This window comes from Amycolatopsis vancoresmycina (assembly GCF_000716785.1).
Classification (GTDB): Bacteria; Actinomycetota; Actinomycetes; order Mycobacteriales; family Pseudonocardiaceae; genus Amycolatopsis; species Amycolatopsis vancoresmycina.
The window spans coordinates 88,051-101,987 of the sequence record NZ_JNYY01000018.1 but is presented as its reverse complement, the minus strand read 5'-3'; the positions used below and the strand labels follow the sequence as shown (position 1 = coordinate 101,987).

The following is a 13,937-nucleotide window of genomic DNA, read 5'->3' as shown; positions in this document are numbered from 1 at the left end:
GCGTCGGGTTCGTCCCGCCCGTGCCGACCCCGGAGATCCACATGGCCTGGTTCCTCGTCGAAATCACCTACGTCCAGGAGAAGATGCCGGACGTCCGGCCGCGCCACCGCGAGTTCCTGTCGAAACTGGCCGGGGAGGGCCGCGTCGCGGTCGCCGGGCCGCTCGGCGACGGCACCGGCGGCGTCACGCTGTACCAGGCCGACGACGAAGCGCACCTCAAGGAGACGATCGACCGGGACCCGTACTTCCTGGAAGGCGTCATCGCCGAGCGCAGCGTCCGCGAGTTCAAGCCGGTGATCGGCGCCTGGCTGCCCGCGGAGTCATAGGTCGAGCACGGCGGTGCCGCGGTCGACGCAGATCCGCATGGATCCGCCGTCGGCCGTCGGCACCGCGCACGTCCCGCAGAAGCCCTGGCGGCACGAGTACGGCGTCCCCGGGCGCGCCTCGCGCAGGACATCGAGCGCACTCCGGTCGCCCGGCACCTCGAGGACCTCGCCTGACCTGCGCAAAGTGAGCCGGAACGGCGTCCCGGCGACGATCGGCGGCGGCGCGAACCGTTCGAAGTGGACGGCCGTGGTCCGGGCCAGGTCCATGCGGACCCCGGTGATCATCGGCACCGGCCCGCAGCAGTACACGGACGCGCCTTCGGGCAGCCCGGCGAGCAGTTCGGCGCCGGACGCCGGAATGCCGTACTCGGTGTCCGGGCGGATCCACACGCGGTCGTCGTCCGGCAGCTCGCCGAGGAACGGCATCGACGCCCGGCTGCGGCCGGTGTAGACCAGCCGCCAGTCCGCGCCGCGCGCGACGGCTTGGCGGACCATCGGCAGGATCGGCGTGATCCCGATGCCGCCGGCGACGAACAGGAACGGCCCTTCGCCGACGAAGGGGAACGCCGTCCGCGGGCCTTTGACGGTCAGCCGCGTGCCCGGCGTGAGGGCGTGGATTTCGCCGGAGGCGGCGCCGATCTTGCGGACGGCGATCCGGTAGCGCGAGCGGTCGGCGGGGTCGCCGCAGAGCGAGTATTGCCTGGTCAGGCCGGACGGCAGCACGACGTCGACGTGCGCACCCGGTCGCCAGGCGGGCAGCGGGGTGCCGTTGGTGAGCCGCAGGCTGACGACGTCCTCGGCCTCGGGGCGGATCGTTTCGACGACCAGCGAAAGGTTCCGGTCCACCGCGCGGACGGGCGGCCGCCGCCGTCCGCTGAATTGCGACAAGCGGCGGTAAACGCCCACGACACCGACCAAAGTGGACATCAGGTGATCGGTGCGGGCGCTGCCGTCCAGCCGCGTGGGACGGCCGAGGGTCACCCGGCCGCCCGGGCCGCGGGCGAGCTCGCCAGGTAGGCCACCGCCTGCTCGGTGTTCCCGGTCTCGGACGGGTGATACGCCTTCCGGAAGTACGGCCGGATCTCCCGCGCCAGCTCCCGTCCGGTCGGCAGCAGCCCCCGTCTGGCCGCCCGCCGGTACGCCCGCAGGGACGCGCGGCCCGGGCGGGCCGGGTCGTTGCGCATCAGGTACCGCGTCCCCCGCAGGAACACCCAGGCCAGCACCGGCGTCACCGCCGCCATGCTGCGCACGCGGCGCGGGTACCGGCCGTCGAGGTGCATGAACACGTCGAACGCCACCGACCGGTGCTCGACCTCCTCCGCGCCGTGCCAGCGCAGCAGGTCCAGCATCACCGGGTCGGCGCCCGCCGCCGCCAGCGGCGCGTCGAGCACCCACTGGCCGAGGAACGCCGTGTAGTGCTCGATCGCGGCGATGATCCCCAGCCGCTCGACCAGCCACTCCTCGGCGGCCTGCCCGGTCAGGTCGCGGTCGCCGAGCAGCTTCCGGAACAGCCACTCCATCTGGGCCACGAACGGCCGCACCCGCACGCCCGCCGCTTCGAGGTGCGCCGCCGCGCCGTCGTGGGCCTCGGCGTGGACCGCCTCCTGGCCGATGAAGCCGAGGACGTCCTCCTTGAGCCGTTCGTCGCGGATCAGCGGCAGCGCCTGCTTGAACACCTCGACGAACCAGCGCTCGCCTTCGGGCAGCGCCAGGTGCAGCACGTTGATCGTGTGCGTGGCCTGCGGTTCGCCGGGGATCCAGTGCGACGGCAGCGCTGCCCAGTCGAACTCGACGTCTCGCGCGTGCAGGACGAGCTGCTCGTCTTCGGACGTCATGACGCTCGGCCGGACAGTTCGTAGTCGGCCGGGTCGACCTTGCGCGTCTCCAGCCAGTAGCGCCAGGTGAAGCCGGGCCAGATCGTCCGGTTCACGCCCTGGGCGTCGAGGTACCAGCTCTTGCAGCCGCCCTGCGTCCAGACGCCCTTGACCAGCTTGTCCTGGATCTCCCGCTGGAACTCGTCCTGCACGCCCGGCCGGACGTCGAGGGCGGCGGCGCCGCGCGAGTCGGCGAGCTTGATGGCGTCCACGACGTACCGCGACTGCGATTCGATCATGAACACCACCGAGTTGTGGCCCAGCGCGGTGTTCGGGCCGAGCAGGAAGAACAGGTTCGGGAAGCCGGACACGGTGATGCCCTTGTGCGTCCGCATGCCCTCACTCGCCCACTCCTTCGCGAGGTTGCGGCCGTCGACGCCGGTGATGTCGAGGTACTCCAGCGCGTCGGTCACCTTGAAGCCGGTGCCGTAGACGATCGCGTCGACCTCGTGCTCGACGCCGGCCGCGTCGACGATCGAGTGCGCCTTGACCTCGCGGATGCCGTCGGTGACGACGTCGACGTTCGGCCGCGCCAGCGCCGGGTAGTAGTCGTTGGAGATCAGGACGCGCTTGCAGCCCATCGTGTAGTCCGGCGTGACCTTCTTGCGCAGCGCGCGGTCCTGGATGCCCTTCGCGATGTTCCGCTTCGCGATCAGCTCGCCGGCCTTCATGATCGCCGGGTGGCCGTTGAAGCCGATGGCGCGGGCTTCGAGCAGCCAGTACAGCGCGTTGCGGTACAGGCGCTGGGTGCCCGGGACGCGCTTGAACAGCGTCTGCGCCCACGACGGCATCGCGTGGTCGGGCTTGGGCATGATCCACGGCGGCGTCCGCTGGAACAGCGTCAGCTCGGCGACCTCGGGGGCGATCTTCGGGACGAACTGGACCGCGCTGGCACCGGTGCCCACGACGGCAACACGCTTGCCGCGCAGGTCGTACTCGTGGTTCCACCGCGCCGAGTGCCAGGTCTGACCCTGGAAGTTCTCGATCCCGGGCAGCTCGGGGACCTGCGGGATGTGCAGGCCGCCGACGCCGGAGACGAGGAACTGCGCGACGAACTCGCGGCCGTCCTTCGTCGTCGCCGTCCAGCGGCGCTCGCGTTCGTCCCAGTGCGCGCCGGTGAGCTCGACGCCGAACCGGATCTTCTCGCGCAGCCGGTACTTGTCCGCGACGCCCTTGAGGTAGTCGAAGATCTCCGGCTGCGGCGAGAACGACCGCGACCAGTCCGGGTTCTGCTCGTACGAGAACGAGTACATGTGCGACTGCACGTCGCACGCGCACCCGGGGTAGGAGTTGTCGCGCCAGGTCCCGCCCACCTCGGCGGCCTTCTCCAGGATCACGTAGTCCCGGATGCCGGCCTTTTCGAGCTGGATCGCCTGGCCGAGCCCGGAGAACCCGGTGCCCACGATCACGACCTTGAACCGCTCGGTCATCTGTCGGCCTCCGCTGCGTCGAGTTGGCTGCCCAGATGACGTTACCTCAGGTAACAGTTACTTGGAAGTACTCCCTACCGATCAGTACGTCCCGCCGAGCTTGCCGTGGTCCCAGCTGACGACCTTGGTCGGGCGGAACACGAGCCCGACGCGTTTTGCCGCCTGACCTGCGATGAAGGCCTGGAGTTCGGCCGGTGCCGGGTCACCCGGCTTGGCGCCCGAGTACCGCTGCATCAGCGCGGTCCCCATCCGGGTGACCTCGGCGGTGTCCTCGACGAGCTCGACGTCGGCCTCGAACGAGACGCCGCGGAGCTTCTCGTAGCTGTCGCCGTCCTCCACCAGCACCGTCGCCTCCGGCAGGCGGCGGAGGTTCTTCGCCTTCTGCGACGTGCCGTACGTCCAGGTCGCGACGCCGTCTTCGTGCGGGAAGTACCAGAGCGGCGCGAGGTGCGGGCGGCCGTTCGGGCCGACGCTGGCGACGTTGATGACCTTCTGCTCCGCGAGGTACGCGCGGACCTCGTCCTCGGTCATCCTGATCTGGTCGCGACGGGACATCTTCACCCCTTGGTGGCGGCCCGCCCGCCGTGGCCGGTGACCGCCGACTCGAACGCGCCGCGGGCCTCGATGTCGGCCAGCGCGGCCTTGTCCGCCGACGGTACCCGGCTGCGGGAGCCGATCTCGATGATCGGCGGCAGGAACGCGCGGAGCAGCTTGAGGCCGCCGACCCAGCGCGGCACGTGGATGGTCCGGGCGCGCTTGAGGATGCCGGCTTCGAGGTCGTCCAGGGCGACGTCCAGCGGGTACGTCTTGCCGATCAGGCCGGGCATCGACGCGCGGAGCTTGCCGAACACCGGGTGGGCGTCGGCGCTTTCGACGAGGTCGGTGCGGATCCACGTCGGGTGCGCGACGCCGACCTTGACGCCCAGGTGGGCGACTTCGGCGCGCAGGCTGTTCGAGAAGGCTTCGACGCCGGCCTTGGCGGCGGCGTAGTTGGCCATCCCCGGCGCGTGCGTGATGGCGGCGAGGCTGGAGATGGCCAGCAGGTAGCCCTTGCGCTCGATGACGTGCGGGAGCGTGACGCGGAACGTCCGCCAGACGCCGAGCAGGTCGACTTCGATGACCTTCTCGAACGCGGCCCGGTCGACCGAGCGGACGAAGCCCGCGGTCGCGATGCCGGCGTTGGCGATGACGATGTCGATCCCGCCGAAGTGCTCGACAACCCCCTTCGTGGCGGCTTCGAGGGCGTCCCAGCTGGTGACGTCGGCTTCCCAGGCGTGGGCGTTCGGGCCGATCCGGTCGGCGACCTTCTGCTGCTCCTCGGCTTCGAGGCCGACGAGGGCGACCTTCGCGCCGCGGGCGGCCAGCCGTTCGGCGAGCCCGGCGCCGATGCCGCGGGCCGCGCCGGTGATCAGCACGACCTTGCCGTCGACCTTCTTGGTGCCGCTCAGCAGCGAAAACGGGTTGGCCACGGTGCCCTCCTAGACGTCACTTGAGGGCACCGTACCTCAACTTACCCACAGTAAGCTACCCGTGAGTATGTTCAGCTGGCGGCGTCGCTCAGCGCGGTCACCTCGGCGTCCGTCAGTTCGAGCGCCACGGAAGCGGTCAGGTCGGCGAGCTGCTCGGGCGTCCGGGCGCTGGCGATCGGGGCGGCGACCGTCGGCTGCTGCCGCAGCCACGCGAGCGCCACCGTGGCGACCGAAACGCCGTGCGCGGCCGCGACTTCGTCGAGCGCGGTCAGCACGCGCTCGCCGCCGGCGTCCAAATAGGACGCGGCGCGGGCGGCACGCGGGCTGTCGCCGGTCTCGTCCTTCGAGCGGTACTTGCCGGTGAGGAAGCCCTTCGCCAGGGCGAAGTACGGCAGGGTGGCCAGGCCCTCCCGCTCGACGACCGGGGCGAGATCGCGCTCGTAGTCCCGCTCGACGAGGTTGTAGTGCGGCTGCAGCACGGCGTACCGCGCGAAGCCGTTCTGGTCCGAAATGGACAGTGCTTCGGCGAGCCGCTCGGCGGTGTAGTTCGACGCGCCCAGGTAGCGGACCTTGCCCGCGCGGACCAGCGCGTCGAACGCGCCCAGCGTCTCCTCGAGCGGCGTGTCCCGGTCGTCGATGTGGGCGTAGTAGAGGTCGATGTGGTCGGTTCCGAGCCGCCGCAGCGAGTCCTCGGCCGCGCCCTGGATGTTCTCCGCCGACAGGCCCGGCCGCTGCGGCCACCCGCCGACCTTGGTGGCCACGACGAAGTCGTCACGCCAGCCGCGCGCCGCCAGCCAGCCGCCGAGGATCTCCTCGGAGCGGCCGCCCCCGCCGTAGAGGTCGGCGGTGTCCACGAAGTTGCCACCGGCGGCGGCGTAGGCGTCGAGCACGGCGTGGGACTGCGGCTCGTCGGCCGTCCAGCCGAAGACGTTCGCGCCGAGGTTGAGGCCGTAGACGTCGAGGTCGGTGTTGCCCAGCTTGGTCATGCTCCCGACGTTAGTCTTCCCGGGTCGTGGGAACCGGGAGGAAAACCGGTACTTCGTGCGTTGGGGTGTTCTATGGCTATCGAACTGGGCAAGCTCGGGATCTGGCGGTACCACGCGAACGTCGACGCGAAGTTCGCGGCGGAGGCGGAGAAGCTCGGCTACGGCGCGATCTGGCTGGGCGGTTCGCCCGGCGCCGGCGACCTCGACTCCGTCGACGACCTCCTCGCGGCGACGGACTCGCTGGTCATCGCGACCGGCATCGTGAACATCTGGCAGGACGAACCGGCGTCGATCGCGAAGGTGTACGAGCGGCTGGCGGGCAAGTACCCGGACCGCTTCCTGCTGGGCGTCGGCGCAGGCCACCGCGAAGCGACGAAGGAGTACAAGAAGCCGTACGCGGCGCTTGTCGACTACCTGGACGGCCTGGACGCGGCCGGTGTCCCGGTTTCCGGCCGCGCGCTGGCGGCGCTGGGGCCGAAGGTGGTGGAGCTGTCGGGAACGCGCACGGCCGGCGCGCACCCGTACCTGACGACGCCGGAGCACACCCGCTCGTCGCGCGAAATCCTCGGCGCGGGGCCGCTGCTGGCGCCGGAGCACAAGGTCGTCCTGTCGACAGACGCCGACGAGGCCCGCGCGATCGGCCGCAACACCGTCAAGTACTACCTCGGGCTGTCGAACTACGTCGCCAACCTGCGGAAACTCGGCTTCACGGACTCCGATTTGGCGGGCGAGGGCAGCGACCGCCTGGTCGACGCGCTGGCGCTGCACGGCGACGCCGCGACGATCGCGCGGGGGCTGTCGGCCCACCTGGACGCGGGGGCCGACCAGGTCGTCGTCCAGGTGCTGAACGAGGACCCGTGGCCGGCGTACCGCGCGCTGGCGTCCGAGCTGCTGTGATCTCCGTCCGGCCGCCGGTGCGCCCGGCGGCCGGAAGCACCCCCTTCTGAACCGATTCGACGTGCGGGGAAGTTTCTCGCCGGGGACCGGTGTGCGGCGGCGGTACACCTCGTACGATGCGGTCGGGACCACCCTGTGCCAAGGAGGAGTAACGATGCCCATCGCCACCCCCGAGGTCTACGCGGAGATGCTCGACCGGGCCAAGGCGAACGAGTTCGCCTACCCGGCCATCAACGTGACCTCGTCCGAGACCGTGAACGCCGCCATCCGCGGCTTCGCCGAGGCGGAGAGCGACGGCATCATCCAGTTCTCCACCGGTGGTGCGGAGTTCGCGTCCGGCCAGAAGGTCAAGGACATGGTGACCGGCGCGACCGCGCTGGCCGAGTTCGCCCAGGTCGTCGCGGCGAAGTACGACGTCAACGTCGCGCTGCACACCGACCACTGCCCGAAGGACAAGCTGGACGGCTTCGTCCGCCCGCTGATCGAGATCTCGGCCGAGCGCGTGAAGAACGGCCAGAACCCGCTGTTCCAGTCCCACATGTGGGACGGCTCGGCGATCGACCTCGACGAGAACCTGGAGATCGCCCAGGAACTGCTGGCCAAGACGGCGGCGGCGAAGATCATCCTCGAGGTCGAGATCGGCGTCGTCGGCGGCGAAGAGGACGGCGTCGAGGCGGAGATCAACGAGAAGCTGTACACGGCCGAAGGCGACTTCCTGAAGACGATCGACGCATTGGGCGCGGGCGACCGGGGCCGCTACCTGCTGGCGGCAACGTTCGGCAACGTCCACGGCGTGTACAAGCCGGGCAACGTGAAGCTGCGCCCGGACGTGCTGAAGGGCGGCCAGGAAGCGGCGTCGAAGAAGCTGGGCCTCCCGGAGGGCTCGAAGCCGTTCGAGCTGGTCTTCCACGGCGGATCGGGCTCGCTCCCGGAGGAGATCCGCGAGGCGGTGTCGTACGGCGTGGTGAAGATGAACGTGGACACGGACACGCAGTACGCGTTCACGCGCCCGATCGTGGACCACTTCTTCAAGAACTACGACGGGGTCCTGAAGATCGACGGCGAGGTCGGGAACAAGAAGGTGTACGACCCGCGGTCATACCTGAAGGCGGCTGAGGCCGGGATGGCGGCTCGGGTCGTCGAGGCTTGCCAGGCGCTGGGCTCGGCGGGCACGAAGCTGAAGTAGGTCTTTTCGCGCGAAGAGGGGGCCGCCACGGTTGAGTGGCGGCCCCCTTCGTCGTTTCAGACCTCGACGACTTCGAGGAGACTTTCCAGGCCGCGGAAGTCTTTGGCGTTGCGGGTGTACAGCGGCAGGCCACGCACGGAGGCGATCGCCGCGATCATCAGGTCCACCCGGCGGGGTCGCGGCGATCGGCCTGCGGCGATGGTCAGCGCGACCAGCGTGCCGTAGCGCGCGGCGGCTTCGCCGTCGAACGGCAACGGGGTGAACTCGACGATGGCAGCGCCCAGCTGCTCGTTCCGGATGGCCTTCGCGGCCGGGTCCGCTGTCATGACAACGCCTTGGTGGAGTTCGGCCATGGTCACCGCGGTGATCTCCGGGAACTCCGGAAGCGCCGCCGGATCAAGCGTGCCGAGCTCGAGGTAGGCGCAGGTGTCCAGCACCCCGGCGGCGTGACGATCAGCCATGCTTGCGCTCCCACGGGTTGTCGTCATCGCCGAGGCGATCGTCGCCGAAGAACTCGCCGGCCTCTCGACGCAGCTCGGCTGCATCGACCCTTGGCAGTCGCTTGTGCCGCTCGACCAGCTCCGCCGCGGTGAACTGCTTCCGGCGCGACACCGGCCGCAGTTCGGCGATCTCCACGCCGTTGCGGGTGACGTGGTACGTCTCGCCGGCCTCGACCGCGTCCATGATCGCGGCCGAGTTGTTCCGGAACTCGCGCTGGCTGATGACGTTCACCACGTGATTGTAGCACCGCGTGCTACACCGTTACCCGCCTTGCGGACCACCGCCGCGAAGCCGGGCCGGCCGCCGCCCACAGGGCGAACACCCCGCCCAGCACCACCAAAGCCGTCCAGTACGCCGCCGGTGGGGCCGACTCCGTGTGCGCGTCCCCCAGCACCCACGGGCGGAACTGCGACTGCACCCAGAACGCCCCGTACCCGAACGCCGTCACCAGCAGCGCCCCCGCGCCGGCCTGGAGAACACCCGAGCTCATCGCGAACGCCAAGTCCACCGCCAACCCGACGAACAAGAGGTAGAACGGCACCGTCGAAACCGGAAAACCCAGCCCCAGCAACAACGGCCACATCACCGACCGGTAAGCGACGTACGCCAGCGCCACCGAAGTGGCCGCCCAGCGGAAGCCCAGCGTCCGACGCGCCAGGGCCAGGATCAGCGCCATCACCCCGATGCCCCACAACGGATACACCCACGACGGGATCGGCATCGTGAAGTGCAGCACCGCCGTCCGGTCGACCGGGTGGCCGATCTGGTTGGCCGCGAAGTCCAGCAGCGACTTCTCCGCCTCCGGCTCGCCGCGCTCCCACGCGCGCAGGCCGAGGATGCCGTACTCCTGCTGGCCGTTCGGGAAGAACGTGTTCTCCAGGAAGAACGCCCACAGGCCGAGCAGCACGCCCGTCCGGAAGCGGCCCGGGGGCGCGTACTTCAGCCAGCCCAGCAGCACGCCCGCCTGCATGATGCCCGTGCCCAGGTACAGCATCATGTGGGACGGGCTCCACGCCGTCAGGTCGAGGCCGTTGACGCGGTGGTTGATCACGTCCAGCGGTGCCGCCACCAGGAACGTCAGCAGCCCGATCTGCATCAGGCGCAACGACCGCTTGTCACACCCGAGGCCCGTGTAGCTGTGGATCGCCACCAGCACCACGATGATCACCGTGCCGACCGTGTTGATCAGGTGCGGGGGTGCCAGGTCGTCGCGCAGCCAGCGGAAGTGCCACGACATGTCCCACGACGAGCCCAGCAGCTTGAACGCGAACGCCGTCAGCCACATCCCGTAGCAGAACCGGAGCACCCAGTCCGGGGTCGGCTGCCCCGGGGCGCCGCGGTGCCAGTGCCGCGTGAAGAACAGCCGCGTCTTGCCGATCGGGCTGCGCGGGATCACGTCCACCGGGACGTCGACTGCCTTGGCCATGCCGGACATCATGGCCGGTCATGGTCACGAGTGGGCCAAGACCGTGGCAAAGGACGCGAAAATCGGGGTTCACCCGTAGGGGTCACGAACTTGCCCTGAGCGGCCACCCCTTGGCATGGTGTCGCGCCATGATGCCGAAACGAGTTGTCGCGGGCGTGCTCGTCGCCGCCCTGGTGCTGGCCGGAGCCGGGGTGCTGGGGACCCTCTTCCTCTAGGGGCAGAATGGCCCCATGACGCACAACCTGCTCGGCCCCGAGCCGACGCTGCTGCCCGAGCACACCGCCGCCCAGGCCGCGCTCGACGCCGGGACCGACCCGGCCACCGTCGCCGCCGAACACCCGGACTACAGCGAGGCGTGGGCCTCGCTCGCCGAGAAGGCCCTGGACGCGGGCGAGACCGTCGCCGCGTACGCCTACGCCCGGACCGGCTACCACCGGGGCCTGGACCAGCTGCGCCGCGCCGGCTGGAAGGGCTTCGGCCCGGTGCCGTGGTCGCACCGCCCCAACCAGGGCTTCCTGCGTGCCCTCGCCGTCCTCGGCAAGGCCGCCGGCAAGATCGGCGAGACCGAGGAGTACGAGCGCTGCAAGACCTTCCTCGCCGACTCCGACCCCGCCGCCGCGGAAGCCACCGGCCTGAAGTGACCCACCGGTCGTGAGTGGTAAGGCGCGTTAGAACGCGCCTTACCACTCACGACCAGCCGCGGCAGACCTCAGAACCAGCCGCAGTTGACCGGTGCCGGGAGGCCGGCGAAGCGGCCCTCCAGCCAGGCGAACGCCTCCGGGTACGCCCGCACCGCGCCGAGCACGTGCGTCGGCACCAATGACGTGCTGAACTGCAACTTCACGCCCTTGCCGCACCACGTCCGGCCCAGGTCGCGGTCCTGCGCGTAGGGCACGATGTCGTCGAGTGCGCTGTGCACGATCAGCACCGGCGCCGACGGCTTCAGCGAGCCGATCTTCTGCTCGGCCACCCGCGACCGGTACGGCTCTTCGCCGAGGTACGCGGTCAGCGAGCGGCCATCGCTGGTCAGCGACGCCGACTGCGTGAACGCGTGCGCGGCGATCGCCTCCACCGTGCACTCGGTCCGGACCTGCTCGAACAGCTGCTTGCCGCGCGCGTTGAGCAGCGCCGGGATGTTCAGCTCCGGGTACGCGTAGTTCAGGCTGACCAGCGCGAACCCGAGGAACCCGACCGCGTAGTGCCCGTCGAGGTTCTTCGCGACCTCGGCGAGGTCTGCCGGCACTGCTCCGGCGTACGCGCCCTTCAGCTTCAGCTCGGGCGCGTAGCTCGGCTGCAGCTCCGCCGCCGCGGCCGACGCGCCGCCGCCCTGGGAGTAGCCCGCGATCGCGACCGGGCCGTCGTCCGGCAGGCCCGCTTCCGGCAGCCGCTGCGCCGCGCGGATCGCGTCGAGCACCGCGTGCCCCTGCGAAGCGCGGTTGACGTACGTGTGGTCCCCGGGCGTGCCGAGCCCTTCGTAGTCGGTGACGACGACGCCGTAGCCGCGCGTCAGCAGCCCGGCGATGAACGGGCCTTCGTACTCGAAGCCCGCGGCAAGCGCTTTCGACGGCGCGCAGTCGTCGCCCTCGCCCTGCGTGCCGACGGCGTAGGAGACGATCGGGCGCGGTCCGGAGCCGTGCCAGGCCGCGTGCGGGGTCAGCACCGTGCCGGTGACGGCGATCGGCGTGTCGTGCGTGTCGCGGCTGAGGTACATGATCCGCTGCACGTCCGCGTCGGCCTTGATCAGCTGGATCGGGTCGATGTAGAACGTCGACGCCTCGTGCCGGATGACGTCGCCGTTGCCGAGGGCGGGGAGGGGGGACGGGGGATCGTAGAAGGACGCGGCCGAGGCGCCGGGCGGGCCGAGCGTCGCCAGTGCCAGAACGGAAACCGTGGCGACGGCCGCAGACAGGGCGCGGCGGGAGAAGATACGCATGCTTGCTCCTCGTTGAGCAGGTCGAGTGCGCGGGGAACACCTTTTCAGACAGAGGTGTCGGAAAAAGAATCACGTGAGGTGGACCACATGTCAAGCCCGGCTCCGCGCGGGCGGCCGCGCAAGCTCCCGGTTTCCGAGCAGCGCGCCCGCGTGCTGCAGGCGACCGCGCGGGTCGTCGCGCAGCACGGGATGCAGGGCGCGACGATCGAGCAGATCGCCCGCGAAGCCGGCGTCTCGCGGCAGGCCGTCTACGAGCAGTTCGGCGACCGCGCGACGCTGTTCGCCGAGGTCGTGGCGCTGACCGAGGAAAGCGCGTTCACCGCCATCGCCGGGCCTTCGGTGGCCGACACGCAGCCCGGGCTGCGGGCCTGGGCGCGGGCCAACTACGCCAACATGGTCACCTTCGTCGCCGACAGCCCGGAGGCGTACGGGGTGCTCCGGGCGGCCGAGCGCGCCGGCGACCCCGCTCTCACCCGGTTGAGGGAGAGGCTGGCCGTCGTCTACGCCGACGCCAGCCGCAAGCGGTGGGCGGCGCACGGCATCGACTCCGGCCGCGCCGACCGCGCGCTCGTCACGCTCTTCTTCGCGATGACCGAATCACTGGTCCAGGCCACCTGGGACGGCGAGCCGCCGGACCAGGACGCCCTGATCGACCTGCTCACCGAATTCACCGTCGGTGGCGTCGCCCGCCTCCAGACCAAGGCGAGCGACGTCATCGACCGGCTGCGGTAGGCAAGGGCGCTAAGCCGCGGCCAACGCCGCCGCGGCCGACCCCACCACCCTATTTCGCCCGCCGTGTTTGGCCGCGTACACGGCCGCGTCGGCGGACGCCATCACTTCCTCGATCGACGACCCGTCCAGCGGGTAGGCGGCGACGCCGATGGACGCCGTCTGCCGTTCGATGTCGACGGCGGCGCCCGCGTTGGTCGTGGTGCTGATGATCAGCTCGCTGACCCGTTGCCGGATCCGCTCCGCCGTGACGATGGCGTCCTCCTTGGACGTCGACGGCAGCAGTGCGACGAACTCCTCGCCGCCGAACCGGCCGACCAGGTCGTGCGCCCTGGTCTCCTGCTTGACCACGGCGGCGACCGCCTTGAGCACGTCGTCCCCCGCGAGGTGCCCGTAGGTATCGTTGATCCGCTTGAAGTGGTCGAGGTCGATCATCATGGCGCCGAAGCTGCCGTTCTCGCGCTCGGCGCGCGAGATCTCGCGCTGGGCGCCGTCCTGCCAGGTGGTGGCGTTGAGCAGCTGCGTCTTCTGGTCCGTGGTGGCCAGCTCTTCGAGCCGCTTGACCAGCACGGACCGCTGCAGCACGTACAGCGGCAGGATGACCAGCACCGACAGCAGCGGCTCATGGCCGAGCACCATCACCAGCAGGCCGCCGACGCACAGCGTGGACAGCTCGAGGAGGTTGTCGTCCATCCCGCCGAGGCAGCTTTCGACCGTCGCCTCGGCCGGGTTGGCCAGGTAGAGGCCGAGTCCGGTGAGGGCCGCGTTGACCACGAAGTACACCAGCACCGCGATCGAGACGGTGACGACGCTCAGCTCGGGCGAGTACAGCGTGACCAGCCCGGCCGAGCACGCCGACAGCGTCGCGCTGGTGGCGTTCGCGGCGACCCGGTGCGGCTGGCCCGGGCGGGTGCCCGACCAGCTGCGCAGGGCCAGGCCGACGTACAGCGTCACCCCGAGCAAGGTGACCAGCTGCGTCGGCAGCAGGAGCGCGGCGGGCAGCAGCCACACCGACGTCATGTTCATGTGCGGGCCGTCGCTCAGGATGCGGCGCTGGCGCTCGATCCGGCGGCTGACCTCGGTTTGGGCCAGTGCGAGGGCCCCCAGCAGGCCCAGGATGCCCAGGTGCTTCAACGTGACCGGGGTGGTGACCGTGGCGACGGCCGTCCAGCCCACCAGT

At 70.4% G+C, this 13,937-nt stretch carries 16 protein-coding genes; 5 read left to right on the top strand and 11 right to left on the bottom strand.

The annotated features are described in order from the left end of the window. Positions 1 to 41 precede the first annotated feature (41 nt). Positions 42 to 326 carry a YciI family protein gene (locus OO60_RS34735; protein WP_003091772.1) on the top strand — a complete coding sequence of 95 codons (285 nt, stop codon included), beginning with the start codon at positions 42 to 44 and terminating at the stop codon, positions 324 to 326. Here OO60_RS34735 and OO60_RS34730 read toward each other — a convergent pair. The 6 genes from OO60_RS34730 to OO60_RS34705 form a co-directional block, all read right to left on the bottom strand. Further along, complete coding sequence (locus OO60_RS34730) at positions 321 to 1,307, bottom strand: PDR/VanB family oxidoreductase (RefSeq protein WP_003091774.1); 987 nt, start codon at positions 1,305 to 1,307, stop codon at positions 321 to 323. The genes OO60_RS34735 and OO60_RS34730 overlap by 6 nt on opposite strands. Then, positions 1,304 to 2,161: a metal-dependent hydrolase gene (locus OO60_RS34725; RefSeq protein ID WP_003091775.1), complete on the bottom strand. Its 858-nt coding sequence runs from the start codon at positions 2,159 to 2,161 to the stop codon at positions 1,304 to 1,306. The genes OO60_RS34730 and OO60_RS34725 overlap by 4 nt, the downstream gene beginning before the upstream one ends. Then, complete coding sequence (locus OO60_RS34720; RefSeq protein ID WP_003091777.1) at positions 2,158 to 3,630, bottom strand: flavin-containing monooxygenase; 1,473 nt, start codon at positions 3,628 to 3,630, stop codon at positions 2,158 to 2,160. Before OO60_RS34720 ends, OO60_RS34725 begins: the two co-directional genes overlap by 4 nt. Positions 3,631 to 3,711: 81 nt before the next feature. Further along, complete coding sequence (locus tag OO60_RS34715) at positions 3,712 to 4,185, bottom strand: pyridoxamine 5'-phosphate oxidase family protein (protein WP_033262937.1); 474 nt, start codon at positions 4,183 to 4,185, stop codon at positions 3,712 to 3,714. Positions 4,186 to 4,187: 2 nt separating this feature from the next. Continuing rightward, positions 4,188 to 5,099, bottom strand: a complete 912-nt coding sequence (locus tag OO60_RS34710; protein WP_003091780.1) for an SDR family oxidoreductase — start codon at positions 5,097 to 5,099, stop codon at positions 4,188 to 4,190. A gap of 71 nt (positions 5,100 to 5,170) precedes the next feature. Then, positions 5,171 to 6,085, bottom strand: coding sequence for an aldo/keto reductase (locus OO60_RS34705; protein WP_003091783.1), 915 nt, complete (start codon positions 6,083 to 6,085; stop codon positions 5,171 to 5,173). Positions 6,086 to 6,157: 72 nt separating this feature from the next. Between OO60_RS34705 and OO60_RS34700 the strand changes: the two genes are divergently transcribed. Beyond that, positions 6,158 to 6,982, top strand: a complete 825-nt coding sequence (locus tag OO60_RS34700) for an LLM class F420-dependent oxidoreductase (RefSeq protein WP_003091785.1) — start codon at positions 6,158 to 6,160, stop codon at positions 6,980 to 6,982. Positions 6,983 to 7,136: 154 nt separating this feature from the next. After that, positions 7,137 to 8,168, top strand: a complete 1,032-nt coding sequence (gene fbaA, locus OO60_RS34695; RefSeq protein ID WP_003091787.1) for a class II fructose-bisphosphate aldolase — start codon at positions 7,137 to 7,139, stop codon at positions 8,166 to 8,168. Positions 8,169 to 8,224: 56 nt separating this feature from the next. On the opposite strand, the gene OO60_RS34690 is transcribed toward fbaA, so the two are convergent. Genes OO60_RS34690 through OO60_RS34680 form a run of 3 tightly spaced genes read right to left on the bottom strand, consistent with a single transcriptional unit; the run spans position 8,225 to position 10,095 of the window. Then, positions 8,225 to 8,629, bottom strand: a complete 405-nt coding sequence (locus tag OO60_RS34690) for a type II toxin-antitoxin system VapC family toxin (RefSeq protein WP_003091789.1) — start codon at positions 8,627 to 8,629, stop codon at positions 8,225 to 8,227. Then, positions 8,622 to 8,900: a type II toxin-antitoxin system Phd/YefM family antitoxin gene (locus OO60_RS34685; RefSeq protein ID WP_033262964.1), complete on the bottom strand. Its 279-nt coding sequence runs from the start codon at positions 8,898 to 8,900 to the stop codon at positions 8,622 to 8,624. Before OO60_RS34685 ends, OO60_RS34690 begins: the two co-directional genes overlap by 8 nt. A gap of 22 nt (positions 8,901 to 8,922) precedes the next feature. Next, positions 8,923 to 10,095 carry a hypothetical protein gene (locus OO60_RS34680; RefSeq protein ID WP_205624203.1) on the bottom strand — a complete coding sequence of 391 codons (1,173 nt, stop codon included), beginning with the start codon at positions 10,093 to 10,095 and terminating at the stop codon, positions 8,923 to 8,925. A 230-nt stretch (positions 10,096 to 10,325) separates the two neighbouring features. Here OO60_RS34680 and OO60_RS34675 point away from each other — a divergent pair, with 230 nt between their 5' ends. Continuing rightward, positions 10,326 to 10,736 carry a DUF3151 domain-containing protein gene (locus tag OO60_RS34675; RefSeq protein ID WP_003091797.1) on the top strand — a complete coding sequence of 137 codons (411 nt, stop codon included), beginning with the start codon at positions 10,326 to 10,328 and terminating at the stop codon, positions 10,734 to 10,736. A 68-nt stretch (positions 10,737 to 10,804) separates the two neighbouring features. Here OO60_RS34675 and OO60_RS34670 read toward each other — a convergent pair whose 3' ends face one another. Beyond that, positions 10,805 to 12,028, bottom strand: coding sequence for a lipase family protein (locus OO60_RS34670; protein ID WP_003091799.1), 1,224 nt, complete (start codon positions 12,026 to 12,028; stop codon positions 10,805 to 10,807). 87 nt (positions 12,029 to 12,115) lie between these two features. On the opposite strand from OO60_RS34670, the gene OO60_RS34665 reads away from it, so the two are divergent. Continuing rightward, entirely contained in the window at positions 12,116 to 12,760 is a 645-nt protein-coding gene (locus tag OO60_RS34665) for a TetR/AcrR family transcriptional regulator (RefSeq protein WP_033262936.1), read from the top strand. Between the two features lie 9 nt (positions 12,761 to 12,769). On the opposite strand, the gene OO60_RS34660 is transcribed toward OO60_RS34665, so the two are convergent. Then, entirely contained in the window at positions 12,770 to 13,933 is a 1,164-nt protein-coding gene (locus OO60_RS34660) for a GGDEF domain-containing protein (protein ID WP_003091801.1), read from the bottom strand. Positions 13,934 to 13,937 lie beyond the last annotated feature (4 nt).